Origin of the sequence: Caulobacter vibrioides, from assembly GCF_002858865.1 — a bacterium.
GTDB lineage: Bacteria > Pseudomonadota > Alphaproteobacteria > Caulobacterales > Caulobacteraceae > Caulobacter > Caulobacter vibrioides.
In genome coordinates this window covers 193,140-211,030 of sequence record NZ_PJRR01000005.1, presented here as the reverse complement: position 1 = coordinate 211,030, position 17,891 = coordinate 193,140, and the positions used below count along the sequence as shown (strand labels likewise).

General features: G+C 69.0%; 20 protein-coding genes. 12 read left to right on the top strand and 8 right to left on the bottom strand.

The annotated features are described in order from the left end of the window. Positions 1-7 precede the first annotated feature (7 nt). From CVUC_RS02535 to CVUC_RS02525, 3 genes are all read right to left on the bottom strand, one after another. Positions 8-1,567, bottom strand: coding sequence for a hypothetical protein (locus tag CVUC_RS02535; protein WP_101685780.1), 1,560 nt, complete (start codon positions 1,565-1,567; stop codon positions 8-10). Further along, a complete protein-coding gene (locus CVUC_RS02530; protein WP_096032644.1) occupies positions 1,564-2,316 on the bottom strand; it encodes an ABC transporter ATP-binding protein in 753 nt (250 codons plus the stop codon). Before CVUC_RS02530 ends, CVUC_RS02535 begins: the two co-directional genes overlap by 4 nt. A 180-nt stretch (positions 2,317-2,496) precedes the next feature. Continuing rightward, positions 2,497-2,883, bottom strand: a complete 387-nt coding sequence (locus CVUC_RS02525) for a VOC family protein (RefSeq protein ID WP_096032645.1) — start codon at positions 2,881-2,883, stop codon at positions 2,497-2,499. Positions 2,884-3,002: 119 nt separating this feature from the next. Between CVUC_RS02525 and CVUC_RS02520 the strand changes: the two genes are divergently transcribed. Then, positions 3,003-3,737 (top strand): AraC family transcriptional regulator, encoded by a 735-nt coding sequence (locus CVUC_RS02520; RefSeq protein WP_164512722.1) that lies wholly within the window; start codon positions 3,003-3,005, stop codon positions 3,735-3,737. Here the strand turns inward: CVUC_RS02520 and ubiG are convergent. Genes ubiG through CVUC_RS02505 form a run of 3 tightly spaced genes read right to left on the bottom strand, consistent with a single transcriptional unit; the run spans position 3,724 to position 5,409 of the window. Further along, positions 3,724-4,482 carry a bifunctional 2-polyprenyl-6-hydroxyphenol methylase/3-demethylubiquinol 3-O-methyltransferase UbiG gene (ubiG, locus tag CVUC_RS02515; protein ID WP_096032647.1) on the bottom strand — a complete coding sequence of 253 codons (759 nt, stop codon included), beginning with the start codon at positions 4,480-4,482 and terminating at the stop codon, positions 3,724-3,726. The two genes, CVUC_RS02520 and ubiG, sit on opposite strands and share 14 nt — an antisense overlap. A 2-nt stretch (positions 4,483-4,484) precedes the next feature. Next, entirely contained in the window at positions 4,485-4,871 is a 387-nt protein-coding gene (locus CVUC_RS02510) for a type II toxin-antitoxin system VapC family toxin (protein WP_096032648.1), read from the bottom strand. Beyond that, complete coding sequence (locus CVUC_RS02505) at positions 4,861-5,409, bottom strand: AbrB/MazE/SpoVT family DNA-binding domain-containing protein (protein ID WP_096032649.1); 549 nt, start codon at positions 5,407-5,409, stop codon at positions 4,861-4,863. Before CVUC_RS02505 ends, CVUC_RS02510 begins: the two co-directional genes overlap by 11 nt. A gap of 206 nt (positions 5,410-5,615) precedes the next feature. Between CVUC_RS02505 and CVUC_RS02500 the strand changes: the two genes are divergently transcribed. The 3 genes from CVUC_RS02500 to CVUC_RS02490 all read left to right on the top strand — a co-directional run bounded on the left by CVUC_RS02500 (position 5,616) and on the right by CVUC_RS02490 (position 7,988). Beyond that, positions 5,616-6,863, top strand: a complete 1,248-nt coding sequence (locus CVUC_RS02500) for an aspartate kinase (RefSeq protein WP_096032650.1) — start codon at positions 5,616-5,618, stop codon at positions 6,861-6,863. Positions 6,864-7,045: 182 nt separating this feature from the next. After that, on the top strand, positions 7,046-7,510 hold the full coding sequence (locus CVUC_RS02495; protein ID WP_010918729.1) for a hypothetical protein: 465 nt from the start codon (positions 7,046-7,048) through the stop codon (positions 7,508-7,510). Between the two features lie 124 nt (positions 7,511-7,634). Further along, positions 7,635-7,988, top strand: coding sequence for a CZB domain-containing protein (locus CVUC_RS02490; protein ID WP_010918730.1), 354 nt, complete (start codon positions 7,635-7,637; stop codon positions 7,986-7,988). 3 nt (positions 7,989-7,991) lie between these two features. Here CVUC_RS02490 and CVUC_RS02485 read toward each other — a convergent pair whose 3' ends face one another. Next, positions 7,992-8,435: a nuclear transport factor 2 family protein gene (locus CVUC_RS02485; protein WP_096032651.1), complete on the bottom strand. Its 444-nt coding sequence runs from the start codon at positions 8,433-8,435 to the stop codon at positions 7,992-7,994. A 90-nt stretch (positions 8,436-8,525) separates the two neighbouring features. Next, the gene (locus tag CVUC_RS02480) at positions 8,526-9,446 is read right to left on the bottom strand and encodes an alpha/beta hydrolase family esterase (protein ID WP_164468078.1); all 921 of its coding nucleotides are present in this window, start codon (positions 9,444-9,446) and stop codon (positions 8,526-8,528) included. A gap of 121 nt (positions 9,447-9,567) precedes the next feature. On the opposite strand from CVUC_RS02480, the gene CVUC_RS02475 reads away from it, so the two are divergent. The 8 genes from CVUC_RS02475 to CVUC_RS02435 all read left to right on the top strand — a co-directional run bounded on the left by CVUC_RS02475 (position 9,568) and on the right by CVUC_RS02435 (position 17,825). After that, positions 9,568-10,518, top strand: coding sequence for a DMT family transporter (locus CVUC_RS02475; RefSeq protein WP_096032653.1), 951 nt, complete (start codon positions 9,568-9,570; stop codon positions 10,516-10,518). Positions 10,519-10,995: 477 nt separating this feature from the next. After that, on the top strand, positions 10,996-13,260 hold the full coding sequence (gene ptsP, locus CVUC_RS02465; RefSeq protein ID WP_010918734.1) for a phosphoenolpyruvate--protein phosphotransferase: 2,265 nt from the start codon (positions 10,996-10,998) through the stop codon (positions 13,258-13,260). A gap of 159 nt (positions 13,261-13,419) precedes the next feature. Next, complete coding sequence (locus CVUC_RS02460; RefSeq protein ID WP_096032654.1) at positions 13,420-14,484, top strand: helix-turn-helix domain-containing protein; 1,065 nt, start codon at positions 13,420-13,422, stop codon at positions 14,482-14,484. 181 nt (positions 14,485-14,665) lie between these two features. Continuing rightward, positions 14,666-15,805: a flavodoxin-dependent (E)-4-hydroxy-3-methylbut-2-enyl-diphosphate synthase gene (gene ispG / locus CVUC_RS02455; RefSeq protein ID WP_096032655.1), complete on the top strand. Its 1,140-nt coding sequence runs from the start codon at positions 14,666-14,668 to the stop codon at positions 15,803-15,805. A gap of 13 nt (positions 15,806-15,818) precedes the next feature. After that, positions 15,819-16,223: a hypothetical protein gene (locus CVUC_RS02450; protein ID WP_096032656.1), complete on the top strand. Its 405-nt coding sequence runs from the start codon at positions 15,819-15,821 to the stop codon at positions 16,221-16,223. Between the two features lie 104 nt (positions 16,224-16,327). After that, positions 16,328-16,756: a hypothetical protein gene (locus tag CVUC_RS02445; RefSeq protein WP_096032657.1), complete on the top strand. Its 429-nt coding sequence runs from the start codon at positions 16,328-16,330 to the stop codon at positions 16,754-16,756. Between the two features lie 2 nt (positions 16,757-16,758). Beyond that, complete coding sequence (locus CVUC_RS02440; protein ID WP_096032658.1) at positions 16,759-17,169, top strand: hypothetical protein; 411 nt, start codon at positions 16,759-16,761, stop codon at positions 17,167-17,169. Positions 17,170-17,372: 203 nt separating this feature from the next. After that, positions 17,373-17,825 carry a hypothetical protein gene (locus tag CVUC_RS02435; RefSeq protein WP_096032659.1) on the top strand — a complete coding sequence of 151 codons (453 nt, stop codon included), beginning with the start codon at positions 17,373-17,375 and terminating at the stop codon, positions 17,823-17,825. The last annotated feature ends 66 nt before the right edge of the window (positions 17,826-17,891 follow it).

Sequence of the window (17,891 nt, the reverse complement as noted above, 5' to 3'; positions counted from 1 at the left end):
AAATGCTCTAGTTCGAGGCCGCCGAGGCTGCGCGCAGGGCGGCGGCGATCTGCTCGTCGGTGCGCCGCAGGGCCATCATCAGCGCGCCGGCGACGATCAGCGGGATCACCGCCCAGACCAGCAGCCCGGCCACGGCCATCGCCGTCGCCCCGCCGATCAGGCTGGCGATCACCAGCTCGGCGAAGCCCACCAGGAACGAGCCGCCGCGACGCTGCTTGAAGTCCGCCCGCTTGCCGGGTTTCTGATGCCAGACGCCGATCAGACCCGCCGTCCAGGCGCACAGCGCCGCGCCGAGCGCCGTCCACAGCCCGGCCAGCGGGGCGTACCAGGTCAGGGCCGCGATGGGGACGATCAGCAGTCCGGCCACCGGGATCAGGGCGGCGGCCAGCTTGGCGCGGTTCAGCACGCGCATGGGGGGGGGGGAGATGGCCAGAAGGTCGGGCGTGTCCTCGGCCGAGACGGTGATCCAGATCAGGCTCCCCGTCACCTGGCCGGCCAGGAAGGTGACCGCCGCCGCCGGCCCCGCCAGAGCCCAGGCGGGCAAGCTCTCGGCGCCGCGCACCATCACGAAGGCGATGGGCACCATGTAAAGAACGCGCAGCAGCACCTGCGACAGCAGCGCGGCGTCGCGGCTGACCAGGCGCAGCTCTTTGCGCAGCGTGGCCTGGAACGCCCCGGCGGCGAAGGCCCCGACCGGCCCCTTGGCCGCCTTGCGGGTCTCGGCCCCTTGCGTGGCGGCGGCCGCGTCGGCGAAGCGTTTGCCCAACACCCGGGCCGCGAACAGGAACAGGCCAAGGCCGATCGCCATCAGGATCAGCAGCGGGATCGGCTCGCCCACCGCCGCGCGCAGCGGCAGGTCGGCGAACGGCGGCGGCTGGATGCGGCCGTCCCGCACGTCCAGGGCGATGCGCGCAAACAGGCTTTCGGAGGCGTCCTCGCCCATCAGGGTGCGATACTGGCTGGCCAGGAAGAAGGCCGCGCCGATCAGCGCCGCCAGGACCTGGGCCACGGTGCGGGTGCGGCGCGGTCCGATTAGGGCGAACAGCGCCATGGCCAGTAGCAGGCCGATCCCCGACGCGCCCAGCGCCGCAGCGACCAGCACCCCGAACACGCCCGCCCAGTGCGGATGGCCCATGAACAGCGACGGCGTCAGCACCAGCACCGCCGGCAGCACGAACCAGAAGCCGGCGCCCACCGCCAGGCCCATCGCCCGGACGAACAGCACCTTGCGCGGCGACAGGGGCGAGGAGAACAGCAAGTCCAGATCGCCGCGCTCGTAAAGCGCATTGGCGGCGGCCGCCAGGGTGTTGGCCAGCATCAGGGTCAGGATCACCGCCAGCACCAGGTCGACGATGATCACCGTGAACGGCGTGATCGGAACCTCATGGCCCCGGGTCGCCAGGGCCAGGAACACCCCGCCCGCCAGGACGACGGCCCCCAGGATGGCGAAGGTGATGATCGTGCCGACGCCCGTCGCCTTTTTTTCCCCCGAGACGCCGCGCCAGGCCAGGCGCATCTCGTGGGCCAGGAGCCAGGGCGTGCTGGCCGGCTTGAACGGCAGGCTCACGCGGCGGCCTCGGCCGTCAGTTGCAGGAAGACGTCTTCCAGCGTGCGGCCGCTGGCCTCGCCGGCCCGGCTGCGCAGCTCGTCCAGCGTGCCCTCGGCCAGCAGACGGCCGCCGGCGATGATGCCGATGCGGTCGGCCATGCGCTCGGCGACGTCCAGAATGTGGGTGGTCAGGATCACCGTGCCGCCCGCATCGACGCGGGCCTGCAGCATATCCTTGACCAGACGCGCGGCGGCGGCGTCCAGACCGGTCAGGGGCTCGTCCAGGATCAAGAGCTTGGGATCGTGGATCAGGGCGCCGGCCAGGGCGACCTTCTGCTTCATGCCGCGCGAGAAGCCTTCGCAGCGGCGGCGCGCCTCGGACGCCAGGCCCAGGGTGGCCAGTAGCTCCTCGGCCTTGGCCTTGGCGGTGCGGGGATTGATGTTCCAGAGCCCGGCGACGAACTCCAGATATTCCAGCGGCGTCAGCTTGTCGTAGATCATCGCCTCGTCGGGGGCCCAGGCCAGCAGGGCCTTGGCGCCCGCCGGGTCCTTGCGCGCATCGACGCCGAAGATGGCGATCTCGCCCGCGTCGGGCTGGGTCAGGCCGGCGACCATCCGCAAGGTGGTGGTCTTGCCCGCGCCGTTGGGGCCCAGCAGCGCATAGAGCTCGCCCGCCCGGACCGTCAGGTCCAGGTCCGACACCGCAGGCTTGGCGAACGTCTTGTTCAACCCGCGAACAACCAAGGCTTCCGTCAACGCCGCCCCCAAAAGCACAACTCAGCGGCGGCTATTGAGCCTGATGTGGGGCGGCAGGCAAGGCGACCCTGCGCGAAGACTGCTGACGCTGCGCTATGGCGCCCTGGACCGGGCGCGTCCGCCAGCGGCTTTGGCCATGTGCCCGGAGCGTTCTCCGATCAGTGTGAGCCGGTGATCGGATCGAAGAACGCTCTATTCGGACAGGCCCATCTCCTTCAAGCGCTCTGGCGCGTACTGGCAGATGATCGCCTCATTGCCTTCGGTGTCGGCGAACTGGCGAAGCTCGCACACGGTCGGGATCGCATGTTTGGGACCCAGAAGCCGGCCGCCGGCCGCTTCGATCAGGGCGCTGGTCGCATCGATGTCGCTGACCGCAAACGAGCACTCGAAGCCCTTGCGGCCGGCCGGCGGCGGTTCGCGGCGTTGCTGCAGGGCCGCGTGTACGCCCGCGCCATCGATCAGATAGAAGCCGGGCGGCCCCCAGGGCGAGAACCGCCAGCCGAAGACGGTCTGGTAGAAGCCGAGGGCGCGGTCGACATCGTCGGCCTCGATCGCGAAATGAGCCAGTTTGTTGGGCATGGCGTGATCTCCTTGACGTGACCGTGGCATGCGCCGCCCTTGTCGCCTACGCCGAGAGCCGTCATTTCTGTCGGATCATGCGACAGAGACTGGACCGAGCCGACGAGCCCTATCTCTTCATGCGGTCGCTCGCCGTCGACTATGCGGCAGGGGGACGCGAGGAAAGCCACACGCATGCCTGGCCGCAGTTTCTCTACGCCCGCAGAGGCGCGATCCGGGCCGAGATCGACGGCCGCCACTGGATCGTCCCGACGCGGCGCGGCCTGTGGATTCCCGCGCGGACGCCGCACCGCTTTTCGATGTCGTCGCGTCTGCAACTGCGAACGCTGTACTTCCGACCGGATCAGGCGGACCCGGAACAGGGCGCGGGCGTCGTTCCGGTCAGCGGCCTGCTGCATGAGGCCATCCTGCGGGTCTGTGATCAGGGCGCGCTCGACGAGCGGGTCGACTATGACCGCTGTCTGGGAACCCTGATCCGGGGCGAGATCCGGTTCGATGCGCCCACGCCGGTGGCGTTGCTGCAGCCGGCGGATCCGCGCGCGCAGAGGCTGGCCCGGATGTTCTTCTCGCCGGCCGAGGCCCATGTTCGCCTTGAGGCGTTATGCGCCCGCGCCGGGCTCAGCCGTCGAACGGCCGAGCGGCTGTTTCAGGCCGAATGCGGCCTGTCGCCCGCGCATTGGCGGCGGCTGGCGGTCCTGTCGGAAAGCCTCGTGGAGATCGCCGGCGGCCTGTCCATCGATCAGGCGGCGGTCAAGGCGGGTTACCAGAGCCGCACGGCCTTCAGCGAGGCGTTCTCCCTGGCGTTCGGCTTTCCGCCCAGCGCGGCGAAGCGGGGCGTCCTCAGTCCTTCGTGACCGTCATCATGTAGTTGATGTCGGTGTCGCTCGACCGGCTCCAGCGGCCTGTCAGCGGGTTGTAGGCCACGCCGAACGGGCCCTGCATCGCCACCGGCTCGCCGGCGAGAAAGGCGCGCAGCTCTTCGGGTTTCAGGAACTGCTTCCAGTCGTGGGTGCCCGGCGGCACCCAGCGCAGCACGTATTCGGCGCCGATCTTGGCCAGGGCCAGGGCCTTGAGCGTGCGGTTCAGGGTGGCGACGAACATAATCCCGCCGGGCTTGAGCAGGCGCGAACAGGTGCGCAGGAACTCGCCCGGATCGGCGACGTGCTCGATCACCTCCATGGTCAGGACCACGTCGAACGGTCCCGCGCCCTCGGCCAGCAGCTGCTCGGCGGTGGCGGGGCGATAGCCGATCTCGAGCCCCTGTTCGGACGCGTGGGTGGCGGCGGTCTTGATGTTCTTTTCCGAGGCGTCGATCGCGGTGACCGAAAAGCCCAGCCGCGCCATCGGCTCGCTCAGCAGCCCGCCGCCGCAGCCGATGTCGAGCAGGGTGAGGCCCTCGAACGGCGCGCGCGCCGCGCCGTCGCGATCGAACCGCGCCAGGGCCTGCTCACGGATGAAGGCCAGGCGGCAAGGGTTGAACACATGCAGCGGCGCGAACTTGCCCTTGGGGTCCCACCACTCGGCCGCGATGGCCGAGAACCGCGCCACGTCGGCGGGGTCGATGCTCCAGGAGGGGGCGGCGGAGGCGGCTTGTGTCATGGTCAGCGTATCAGCACGACTTCCACCGGCAGGTCCAGATCAGACCAAGCCGTATCGGCGGTCAGGACGGGCCGCTTCTCGCGCATCGCCAGAGCCAGACAGGCGCGATCGCCCAGGGAGAGGCCTCTGTGGCTCGTGGTCTTACGCAGAAGGGCGGCCTGCATGGCCAGGTCACGATCGAAATCCGCCACGGCGAGCGAAAGCTCGTCCACTTGGCGGTCGATCTGCTCGGGTGACAGGCCGCGATCCAGCATCTTCGACATCACCTCGGCGAGATTGACCGCGCTGATCGAAGCGCCGGGCAGAGCGGGGGCGACGGATTCCCGGCCCCTTTCCTGAAAGACCACGGCCAGGACGGCCGAGGCGTCGACCACCACCCTAGTCGCCACGACGAAGCCCGGCTTCGTCCATCTGGGCTTCGTCCATCTGAGCCTCGAGCGTCTCGATCGCCGCTTCACGTCGGCGATCCTCGATCAGTGATTCCGACATCAGCGCCCCAGGCGGTGGCGGCTGCGCCAGCCGCGCCTTCATGAGCTGGATGCCGGTCTTGCCGCTGACCAGGGTGAAGCGCTCATCGTCGAGGTCGGCGATGATCAGACCCCCTGGCCGCGCGCCCAAAGCCTTCAGCACCTCGGGGGGCAGGACTACCGATCCGTTGGCGCCGACACTCAGGAAATAGGTGTGCGGCGGCGTGTACTGAAAGAAGGACGCGTCGGCCTCGGCCATGCCCTCCATCGCCATGGAGGAAGGGTCCATGGCGGCCAGTTGGGGCGGCCCCGGCTCCTCCAGCACGTTCCTGACATGCTGGTAGCGCTTGCCCAGCAGGCGGGCGATCTCGGCGCGCGGATAGCCGGCCGCGTCCAGGGCCCGGATCTTGGCGGCGACCGTCTTGCAGCCCGCCAGGGTTTTCGCGAGCTCGGGCGACATGACGTCCTCCGGCGTGGGAAACGGATGATAGATAGTCAGGTAGGTTGTGTGGGGAGTCAAGGCGAGGGCCTCATCCCGTCAAAAAAGACATCCCCGCGACATTGCCGTTGCGCCATCGGCTCGCTAGAAGGCGCATCGCTTGCGCGAGAGGGAGGGTTCCCGCCGCGCGGGCGCAAGAAATAACCAAGTGTCGAGGTACCAAGGACGTGTCACGTCTGGTGATGAAGTTCGGCGGCACGTCGGTGGCCGACCTGGAGCGCATCCGCCGTGTGGCGCGCCTGGTCGCCGCCGAGGTCGCCACGGGTAAGCAAGTGGCGGTGGTCGTCTCGGCCATGTCGGGCAAGACCAATGAGCTGGTCGCCTGGACCGACGGCGCGGGCCGCGCCGCGGCCGGTCTTCCGGAATCTGACGACGAGTACGACGCCGTCGTCGCCTCGGGCGAGCAGGTGACCGCCGGCCTGCTGGCCATGACCCTGCGCAACATGGGCCACAAGGCCCGCTCGTTCCTGGGCTGGCAGGTGCCGATCCTGACCGATGAGGCCCACGGCCGCGCGCGGATCGAGGAGATCCCGCCGGAGAACCTCGAGGAATGCTTCGCCAACGGCGAGATCGCCGTGATCGCCGGCTTCCAGGGCGTGACGCCCAAGCGCCGCATCACCACCCTGGGCCGGGGCGGCTCGGACACCAGCGCCGTGGCCATCGCCGCCGCCGTCAAGGGCGACTGTGACATCTACACCGACGTGGACGGGGTCTACACCACCGACCCGCGGATCGAGAGCAAGGCCAAGCGCCTGGCCAAGATCTCCTACGAAGAAATGCTCGAAATGGCCTCGCTGGGGGCCAAGGTTCTGCAGACCCGCTCGGTCGAGATGGCCATGGCCCATCGCGTCCCGGTGCGGGTGCTGTCCAGTTTCGTCGAACCGGGCGAAGCCCCGGGCCAAGGTACGATCGTCTGCGACGAGGAAGAAATCATGGAAAAGCGCATCGTCTCGGGCGTCGCCTACAGCCGCGACGAAGCCAAGATCACCCTGCTGGGCCTGCCCGATCACCCGGGCGTGTCCTCGCAGATCTTCGGCCGCCTCGCCGAGGCCAATGTCAACGTCGACATGATCGTGCAGTCGCGCGCCCGCAGCGCCGACACCGCCAACATGGAGTTCACCGTCGGCAAGCGTGACGCCACGCGCGCCGTCGAGATCGTCCAGGCCGCCCAGAAGGAGATCGGCTTCGAGGCCGTCGCCGTCAACGAGGACGTCGCCAAGGTGTCGGTGATCGGGGTGGGCATGCGCTCGCACGCGGGCGTGGCCCAATCGATGTTCCAGGCCCTGGCCGAGAAGAACATCAACATCCAGGTCATCTCGACCTCGGAGATCAAGATCAGCGTCCTGATCGACGCGGCCTATACCGAACTGGCGGTGCGCGCGCTGCACGCGGTGTACGGGCTGGATCAGCTTTAAGGTCTAGCGTCCTTCGAGGCCCGCTGTGCGGGCACCTCAGGATGAGGGACACAGCATAGAGCTTTCCTCATCCTGAGGTGCGCGCTCCTGAGCGCGCCTCGAAGGACGCAACGCCCCTGCAAGAAAACGTCGCGTTCGGACGTTATGAGGGCTTCAGCCCAAGAGCCCTGCAAGAAGCCCCCATGCCCGACGTCTTCAAGTTCGACCCCGACGCCAAGACCGTCACCTTCCACGGTGATGCGGGCCTGGAGCTGCTCTACGATCTTTTGCTGCGCGCCAAGTTCGGCGACGGCTACGAGAAGCCGCTGCTGATCAGCCCGTGGCTGGCGGCCCTGCTGCGGCAACTGGATCAGGCCCTGCCGGACGACGGCCAGTGGTTCCCCGAAAAGCCCGGCCAGCCGATCTTCGACACCGACGACCTGCTGGCCATGGGCGACGCGGTCATCGAGGAAGGCCACACGGTCGGCTGGTGGACCATGACCCCGCTGGAAAAGCGCGACTACCTGCGCAAGGTCATCGCCGCCCCGCACCCGCTGACCGACCTCGAGGTCGAGTTCATCGAGAACGATATCGACGCGGCCCTCGAACAGGCCCGCCGTCTGGTCGCCGACGCCGACGATCACCTGGCGACGCCCGGCCACGGCTGACCGCGCCCTCTCGCAGACACTCCCTTAAGGGTGCGCGAGGGGAGGCGTTAACACTGCCTGATTACCCGTCGACAAGCACACCTGGAATATTCGCCGCTCAGTGAATTTTGAGCACGAGTAAGCCATGGATTTCGACGCCGCCATCGCCGCCCACGCCGACTGGAAAGTGAACTTCCGGATCGCCCTGGCGACCCACAGCACCGTGGACGCCCAGCGCGCCTGCTCCGACAAGATCTGCGTCCTGGGCCACTGGCTGCACGGCGAGGCGCGCAGCAAGCTGGCCGGCGACAAGACCTATCTGCAATGCGTCGAAGCCCACCGTGACTTCCACGAGGCCGCCGGCGAGGTGGCGGGCGCCATCAATCGCCGCGACTTCCAGCGCGCCGCCGATATGATCGACGTCGGGTCCAAGTTCCATGACGCCTCGATGCGCGTGGCCGTGGCGGTGCGCCGCCTGAAGACCCTGGCGCCGGCCTGAACGCTACTTCGCCGCGGGCCTCGGCTTGGGGTACCAGAGCGCATTGACGATCACCCAGCGCTCGCCGAACCGGCCCAGGCTGAGATGGTCGACGAACCACGGCGTTTCCACGCGCGCGATCGCCACATTGCCGGCCACGTCCAGCACGCGGACGGTGCGGTCCCACTGATCGCGCGGGGTCTTCAAGGCGCCTTGCCGCGTCAGGTCGATCAGCTCGTCGCGGCTCATCCGGCGCAGGGCCAGGACCTCGTCGGGGTCGGGCTTGGCGCGGACGGCGCGCTTGGCCAGATCCGGGTGCAGGGCGCGGGTCACGCGGGCGGTGTCGCCTTCCAGCTGGCCGTCGACATAGTCAAAGGCCACCGCCTCCACCGCCTTGACGGTCGCCGGATCCAGCGCCGGGGGCGGGGCGGCTTGCAAGGCGAGGGCGGTCAGCAGGGCGGCGATCATGCGCGTCTCCAAGGGGGCGAATCGAGGCGGCAAGCTCGCGACGAATCGTGACGCTAGCGTGGCGAACCGGCGTTCGGTGAGTTGCGCCGCTTAGCGGCCGTCCCGCCGATAGCGCGAGACGAAGGCCCACAGGGCGTCGTTGTCGGCGAGCCAGGTGTGGCCGCCGCCGACGGTCATGCGGCCCACCACGTCGGCGTTGTCCCGACAGCCGGAATAGCGTTCTTCATAAACGCTCGGAGCGACCCATTGCGTGGTCGGCGGGTCCTGGCAGCCGTTCAGCGCCGCCCAGCGCTGCTCGGCCGCATGCATCGTGTACTGCCAGTAGCCCGCGCCGCCGCCCTGGGTGGGATTGGTCGTATCCCTGTCGCCCGCGAAGGCGATCACCGGCATCGGACGGTCGGGCCGGCACGAGGCCGGATCGGGCTCGTCGGGCTTGTCGGGGCGCGGATTGCCCGCGCGCAGCCCCACCACCGGCGCGATGGCGCCATAGCGGTCCGCCGCCACGCAGCCCAGCCAAGAGGCCATGCGCCCGCCGCCTGACAGGCCGGTGACATAGACGCGGGCGGGCTCGACGCAGCCCTGCGCCACAAGCCCGTCGACCAGCGCCGCCAGATAGGCCACGTCGTCGGCGTCCGAGGCGTCGGGGATCTTGCCGGTCACGGTCGGCACGCCCGGAATGTTCCAGGCGAAGCCCTTGCCGGCGGGAATGGCGGCGGTGGGCGCGGCCACCAGGAAGCCGTGACGCTCGGCGGTCGCTTCCAGCCCGGAGGCGGCCAGCATCTTCCCGCCGTCGCCGCCGCTGCCGTGCAGCAGGATCAGCAAGGGCGCCGGCGCGTCGGTGATGGCCGGACGCCGCAGCAGGAACGGCCGGCCCGTCCCGCCGGCGTCCACGCTCATGGTCGCCCCCGGCGCGCCGACGGCGCAGGCGGCGTGCGCGCTCGCGGCGGTCGCCAGAAACGCCAAAGACGCCATCAGCGCCGCGACCCTGCGCGTCAGCGCTCCAACCGTCATTGAACGTCTCCTGCCCCCATATCGTCGCGGGAAGCTTAGCGACCGGTCGAACGGTCTGAAACCCGGTTGTGCGGCGCGGTCGGCCCAAGCCAAGCCGGCGGCGGACTGCTATGCGGCGATCATGACCCCCTCCCGCAACCTCCTGCTTGGCCTCCTGTGCGGCGTCATCGCCGGCGCCTTCTGGGGCGGGGTGTTCCTGGCGCCGAAGGTGCTGGCGGACTTCACGCCGCTGCAGGCCACGGCGGGGCGGTACCTGGCCTATGGCCTGGCGGCGGCCGTGCTGCTGGCGCCCAGCTGGAAGGCGGTCATGGCGCGGATGGACGGCCGCGACTGGCGCGACCTCCTGCTGCTCAGCCTGCTGGGCAACCTGATCTACTATGTGGGTCTGGCGGTCGCGGTGCAGAGCGCGGGCGTGGCCTTGGCCTCGCTGGTCATCGGCCTGTTGCCCGTGACCATCACCCTGGTCGGGGCGAAAGCGGGGGAGGGCACGCCGCTCAGGCGCCTGGTCTGGCCCCTGACCCTGATCGTCGCCGGCGGGGTGTGCATCAATCTGGACGCCTTCGCCACCGCCGGGCGGGCGGGCATGTCCAAGACGCTGGTCGGCCTGCTGGGCGCGCTGCTGGCGCTGGCCGTCTGGACCGCCTACGCCGTGTGGAACGCCCGGCGCCTGGCCGCCACACCCAAATTCAACAGCCACGAGTGGTCGCTGCTGACCGGCGTCGCTACGGGCCTGCTCTCGCTGGTCATCGTGGTCCCCGCCTTCGCGTTCGACGGCAAGACCCATGCGGCCGGCGCCTGGGGTCTGTTCTGGGGCGTCAGCTTCGCCGTCGCCATCGGGGCCTCGGTGATCGGCAACGGCCTTTGGAACGCCGCCAGCCGCCTGTTGCCGCTGTCGCTGTCGGGCCAGCTGATCGTGTTCGAGACGGTGTTCGCCCTGCTGTACGGCTTCCTGCACGAGGGCCGCTGGCCGCGCAGCCTGGAGAGCGTGGCCATGGCGCTGATGCTGGCCGGGGTGCTGTGGTCGGCGCGGTTGCATCGGGCGGGTGGGGCTAAGCCCGCAACCACCCCATAGTCCGACCTCCCCGGCGAATGCCGGGGCCCAGATTCATCCGGAACAGGTGGGGTTGGCCCGCCCACAGCCTCATTCAGACCCGCGACCTCAGCGGGCTCGATCTGGACCCCGGCGTTCGCCGGGGAGGTCGGGGGATTGAATGTGCAAAGGCCCCAGAACCTAAACCCCACCTGAACGCCCTGTCCCCACCGCGTTCAGCCCCGCAGGCCTACAACACCGATCAACGGCTTTCGTAGTCGTTCCAAAGCCGCCGGCGTCTTGATCCCTCCGCCAGCGCGCCAGACTGCGCCGTCCGGTTCCCCTCCGGGCGGCGCTTTTTCGTGAGCGCGCACCTAATCATCGTTCGGTTGACGACCGCGACTGGTCCCCGGGCGAAATCTGCTGTAGCCCCAACCTGGAGGTAAGAGCCGTCTTAACCCTTGGCGTCCGACGCTGGGTTAGGAAGTCTCTTAGGGATAGGGAGCGCGTACAGGCGTCATGGCGGCATCCGGCATCGCCGTTCGAGGACCACGCAGCCTGTTGCGGCAGATCCGCGAGGCCATGGCCGGCGCGGGTCCCGCCCAGGGCAAGCTGGACGTGGTGGTGCGCACCATCGCCATCTCGATGGTGGCCGAGGTCTGCTCGATCTATCTGCGCCGCGCCTCGGGTGATCTCGAACTCTTCGCCACCGAGGGTCTGGCCCGCGAGGCCGTCCACGTCACGCGCCTGAAGCCGGGCGAGGGCCTGGTCGGCGAGACCATGCGCCTGGGCCGGCCGCTGAACCTGTCGGACGCCGCCAGCCACCCGTCGTTCTCGTACCGTCCGGAAACCGGCGAAGATCCCTACCACGCCTTCCTGGCCGTGCCGCTGCTGCGCGGCGGGCGTGCCATCGGCGTGCTGGTCGTCCAGAACCGCACCGAGCGCAACTATGACGAGGAGGAGGTCGAGGACCTCCAGATCATCGCCATGGTGCTGGCCGAGATGGTCAGCTCCAGCGAGCTGCTGGGCGCCGACGAGCTGAAGGACGTCGAGCTGGCGCCGCACAAGCCCGAGCGCCTGAAGGGCTCGCGCTTCGCCGAGGGCCTGGCCTATGGCGTGGCGGTGCTGCACGAGCAGCCGGTCGCGCCCGAGACCCTGCTGTCCGACGACGCCCTGGCCGAGGAAGCGCGGCTGACCTACGCCATCGAGGCGCTGCAGACCCAGATCGACCAGATGCTGGAAGGCCAGCACGGCCTGGTCGGCGCCTCGTATGAGGTGCTGGAGACCTACCGCCTGTTCGCCCACGACCGGGGCTGGAACCGTTCGCTGCAGGAGGCGGTGCGCTCGGGCCTGACCGCCGAGGCGGCCGTCGAGCGCGTGCGTTCCGAGCACCGCGCACGCTTGGGCCAGGCCCGCGATCCCTATCTGCGCGAGCGGCTGCATGACCTGGAAGACCTGAACGACCGGCTGCTGCGGCACCTGTCGGGCGACGTGCACCATGTGCGCCAGCTGCCCGAGGACGCCATCCTGATCGCCCGGAACCTGGGTCCCGCCGATCTCCTGGAATACGACCGCACCAAGCTGAAGGGCATCCTGCTGGAAGAGGGCAGCGCCGCCAGCCACGCCGGCATCGTGGCCCGCGCGCTCGACATCCCGTGCGTCGGGCGCCTGGTGGGCCTGCGCGATCGGGTCAACGAGGGCGACCCCGTCGTCGTCGACGCCGAGACCCAGGAAGCCTGGCTGCGGCCGCGTCCGGACGTGGTCAAGGCGCTGAAGGCCCGGATGGAGGTCCGCGCCCAGCGCAAGGCCGAGTTCGCCCGCCTGCGCGACACCCCGCCGATCACCAAGGACGGCTCCAAGGTCACGCTGTTGATGAATGCCGGCCTCGCCGTCGATCTCGACATCCTGGGCGAGACGGGGGCCGAGGGCATCGGCCTGTTCCGCACCGAGTTCCAGTTCATGGTGGCCGAGGAGCTGCCGCGCCTGGAGGCCCAGACGGCGCTCTACGAAAAGGTGCTGGACGCGGCCAACGGCATGCCGGTGACCTTCCGCACGCTCGACCTCGGCGGCGACAAGCTGCTGCCGTACATGGAGCTGGAGCGCGAGGACAACCCGGCGCTCGGCTGGCGCGCCGTGCGTATGGGTCTGGACCGTCCGGCCCTGCTGCGCATGCAGATCCGCGCCCTGATCAAGGCCGCCAACGGTCGGCCGCTGCGGATCATGTTCCCGCTGGTGGCCAATGTGGACGAGTTCCGCGCCGCCCGTTCGTTCGTCGACCAGGAAGTGGCCTGGGCCCTGAAGCGCGGCCGTCCGGCGCCGGCGCGCCTGGACGTGGGGGCCATGATCGAGGCGCCGTCGTTGCTGTGGCACCTGGACGCTCTGCTGCCGATGACCGACTTCGTCTCGGTCGGCACCAACGACCTGATGCAGTACATGTTCGCGGCCGACCGGGGCAATCCGCGCGTCTCGGATCGCTATGACCCGCTGTCGCCGGCCGCGCTGCGGGCGCTGAAGACGATCCAGCAGGCCTGCGCCGACACCGGCACCCAGGTCTCGGTCTGCGGCGAGATGGCCGGCCGGCCGCTGGAGGCCTTCGCCCTGGTGGCCCTGGGCTTTGATCGATTGTCGATGCCGCCGGCCGGCATCGGGCCCGTCAAGCAGATGGTTTTGTCGCTGGATCGCGAGGCCGCGCGCCGCAATGTCGAGGCCCTGCTGAAGGGCTCCGGCGGATCCTTGCGCGGCGAGATCGAAACCTTGGCGCGCAAGCTCTACGTCGCCGTCTGACAAAAGCTTGGCCGTTAACCAAGTGTCGCGGTTTAGTACATTGAATCCCGCTACTTAGTTTGATATTCACAAACACATATTAAGAACTCCGTATAACCGGGGTGGGGGAGTGCGGCGCGCTTCGCGCGCAGCGCGATTTTCGGGGGCGTTTAGCCGATTATGCCGCTGGATACGGGGAACGTGAGGCGTTTGCACCTCGTCGCCGACGCCGATACGGACGAAGCGCCGATCGCCGTGGGCCAACCCTCGCTTGAGGATGGCGCAGACATTGGTCTGGCGCTGAAGGCCGCGCGCGAGTTTCGCGGGCTGACCACCCAGGACGTCGCCGACGGCACCCGCATCCGCCAGAGCTATATCGAGGCCCTCGAGGACATGCGCCTCGACGACCTGCCCTCACGGCCCTTCACCATCGGCTATGTCCGCGCCTATGCCGGCCTCTTGGGCCTGGACGCCGAAGCGGCCGTGGCCCGCTTCAAGAACGATGCGCCCGACGAGGGGGCCGAACTGCGCGCCCCGGTCGGCGTGCGGCGCGAGCGTGATCCGCGCCTGGCGCTGATCTTCGCCGGCGGCCTTTTGGTGGTCGGCGCCATCCTGCTGTGGAACGTCGCCCAGCGCGCCATTTCCAAGGACGAGCCCCCGCCGCAGATCGCGCCGGAATCGGCCCAGGTCCGCGTCGCCCACGGCGGGACCGTCGGTCCTGGCGGTTCGGTGTCGCTGGGCGCGCCGCTGCCCGCGCCGGTCGAGTCGACCACGCCCGAACCCTACAAGACCCCCGGCCTCGACGACGCCGCCGCCAACGGCGGCTCGGTCGACGCCGCCAAGCTGGCCGCCAAGGCGCGCGCCGAGGCCGAAGCCGCCGCCGGGATCACCGACACCACCAACCAGGTCGTGATCGGCGCGCCCTTCAAGCCCAAGGGCCAGATGCTGGGCGCCGGCGCCGCTGAGGCCTCGGGCGTTCTGATCCAGGCCCGCAAGGCCGGCGCCCTGACCGTCCGCCGCGCCGACGGCGGCATCCACATGACCCGCTGGCTGTCGGCCGGCGACGCCTACAGCGCCCCGCGCACGCCCGGCCTGATCCTGGACGTGGTCGAGCCGGCCCTGTTCGAGGTCTATTACAACGGCCGCCTGACGGGCCGGCTGACCTCGAACCAGACGGCGGTGGCCAGGCTGATCCCGGCCGCACCGGCGCCGGTGGTGGCGGCGACGGCGCCGAACGCGCGCTAACGTCCTTCTCCCCTTGCGGGAGAAGGTGGCCGCGAAGCGGTCGGATGAGGGGTTGATGACCCTCTCCGCCGCCTCAGCGCGACCCCTCATCCGTCGCCTGACGGCGACACCTTCTCCCGCAGGGGGGAGAAGGATGGGGAAGCCCCTTCTATCCCGCCCCAACACCCTCTAAATTAGCGCCATGGCCGCAGACCACACGCACGTCCGTCCCTGGCGCATGATCACGCGCCGGCAATCGCGCAAGATCCGCGTCGGCTCCGTCGAGGTGGGCGGCGACGCGCCGATCTCGGTGCAGTCGATGACCAACACCCTGACCAGCGACGCCGCCGCGACGCTGGAGCAGATCCGCCAGCTGGAGGAGGCCGGCGCCGACATCGTCCGCGTCAGCTGCCCGGACGTGGAGAGCACCGCGGCGTTCAAGACCATCGCCCGCGAGGCCAAGGTCCCGCTCGTGGCCGACATCCACTTCCACTACAAGCGCGGCATCGAGGCGGCCCAGGCCGGCGCGGCGTGCCTGCGGATCAATCCGGGCAATATCGGCAGCCCCGACCGCGTGCGCGACGTGATCCAGGCCGCCCGCGACCACGGCTGCTCGATGCGCATCGGCGTCAACGCCGGCTCGCTGGAGCGCGAACTGCTGGAAAAGTACGGCGAGCCGTGCCCCGACGCGATGGTCGAGAGCGCCCTGAACCACGCCCGCATCCTGCAGGACCACGACTTCCACGAGTTCAAGATCTCGGTGAAGGCGTCCGACCCGTTCATGACCGTGGCCGCCTACTACCAGCTGGCCGAGGCCATCGACTGCCCGCTGCATCTGGGCGTCACCGAGGCCGGCGCCACGCGCACCGGCACGGTCAAGAGCGCCATCGGCATCGGCGCGATGCTGTGGGCCGGCATCGGCGACACCATCCGCGTCAGCCTGGCCGCCGATCCGGTCGAAGAGATCAAGGTCGGCTTCGATATCTTGAAGTCGCTGGGCCTGCGCCACCGGGGCGTCAACATCATCGCCTGCCCGTCGTGCGCGCGGCAGGGCTTCAACGTCATCAAGACCGTCGAGGCTCTGGAAGAGCGTCTGGCCCACATCTCCACGCCCATGTCGCTGTCGATCATCGGCTGCGTGGTCAACGGCCCGGGCGAGGCCCTGATGACCGACATCGGCTTCACCGGCGGCGGCGCCGGGGCGGGCATGGTCTACATGGCCGGCAAGCCCGACCACAAACAATCCAACGAGGGGATGATCGATCACATCGTCGACCTCGTTGAGAAGAAGGCGGCCGAAATCCAGGCCGCGAAAGCCGCGGAGACCCTCGCGGCGGAGTAGGGAGATCACGTCCATGCGGTACAGGCTGAACGGACTGGTGGCGATGCTGGCTCTCTCGGTGGCCGGCGCGGCCAGCGCGGCGAACCCCAAGCCGCCGCCCGAGCAGGTCCTGGCGAAAATGCTGGACGGACGCACCGCCGGCGCGCCGGTCAACTGCATCGACTCCCGAGGCGTCGAGACCGTCGACATCGTCGACAAGACCGCGATCGTCTATCGCCTGCAGGGCGGACGCCTGTATGTGAACCGGCCCCGGGTCGGCGCCGAGTCCCTGCGACGCGATCAGGTGTTGGTGACCCGCACTGTCGGCACGCGTCTGTGCAGCTTCGATCCGGTCAACCTGCTGGAGTCCGGCGCGCGGTTCGACGCGGGCTTCGTCAGCCTGGGCGCGTTTACGCCCTACGACCGGCCCCGCCGCTGACCGCGGGCGACGCGCCGGCTCGATTGACAATCCAGAGCTGTATGTCATCGTCGTAAGCGCTGAAGGCGATCACCATTCGCCGTGACGATGTGGAGAGACCAGTGATGGTCAAATCGTTCCTGGGCGCGGGCCTGGCCGGCGTCATGATCTTCCTCTCGCCGACGACTTCCCTGGCCGATGACAAGCCCAAGGAGATCTACGCCAAGGGCGAAGCCAGCCTGCTGAAGGAGCTGAATGGTCGCGTGGCCGGACAGCCCGTCCCCTGCATCACGCGTCGCCTGGTGGTCGAGACCCGGGTCATTGACCGCACGGCCCTGCTGTTTCGCATGCCGGACGGCACCATGTTTGTGAATCGCCCGATCAACGGCACGCGCTGGCTGCAACATGACGGCGTGGTCGGTCAGATCGGCGCGATCCCGACCGCGATCTGTCAGAATGACGTGGCGGTCGTCTACGATCCCGGCGGCAAGGGCTATCGGCGTCCGGGAGCCTCGGCGCAGTTGGGCCCGTTCATCCCCTATTTCGAGCGCTGACCATGACACGCACCCAATGGAGCGCTTTCGGCGCCGCAGTCCTGACCTTTGCGTTCGCGTCGGCGGCTTTGGCGGCCGACAATGGCAAGGCGGCCGGCGAGGCCAGTCTGGCGCGTGAGCTGAACGGCCGCGTGCCGGGGCAACCGGTCAGCTGTATTGTCGGCCGGACGATCAGCGATACCTGGGTCGTCGAGCGGACGGCGATCCTCTACCGCATGCGCGATGGAACCGTGTATGTGAGCCGCCCGATCATGGGCGCCCAAGGGCTGGCTCGGGACGCCGTACTCGGCGGGACCGGCCCCCGCGCGCTGTGCCAGGGGGACGGGGTCGGTCTGGTCAGCCCAGGCGGCAAAGGCGTCCGCGGTTTGACCGCAGTACGCCTAGGCGCGTTCACGCCCTACACGCGGCCCTGAGGCACCGCTGGCTAGGGCCCCGTACTTAACCCGCTGCAATCACTTTCGGTCGTCATCCCGGCTGGATGTTCGCGCAGCGGGCTCTGGCGTCGGGCGCTGAACCAGAGGGCTATGTTGCCGAGTTTGACAATCCTGGGGGGCGCCATCGTTTCCCTGGAGCTGGGCCGGATATCCTGTCCCGCCCATTTGGAGGGAAGGTTTCGATGACGAAGTTCTCCTTCGGCGCAGGCGTCGCGGCCGCGGTGGCCTTGGTCCTGCCGGCGGTGGCTCTGGCGGGCGAAAGCCCCGACCAGGCCTATCTGCGCGGTGAAGCCAGTCTCATCAGGGAGCTGAATGGCCGCGTGCCCGGCCAGCCGGTGCCCTGCATCACGCGCCGACTAGTGGTCGAGACCCGGGTCATTGATCGCACCGCCATCCTGTTCCGCATGCCGGACGGCACGATGTTCGTGAACCGCCCCGCCAAGGGGACACAGTTGCTGCCGCGTGAAGGCGTGGTGGGCGAGATCGGCGCGACGCCGCGCGCGCTCTGCCAGAACGACTTTGTGGCGGTTCATGAACCCGGGGGCAGAGCGGTGCATATACGCGGGACCAAGGGCCTGCATCTTCCGGGAGCCTCGGCGCAGTTGGGGGCGTTCGTCCCCTACTTCGAGCGCTGACCAAACGTAAGAGGCTCGCAATTATTTGGTTAATTTCTATTGACCACACGTAAGGCGCGTGAGCTT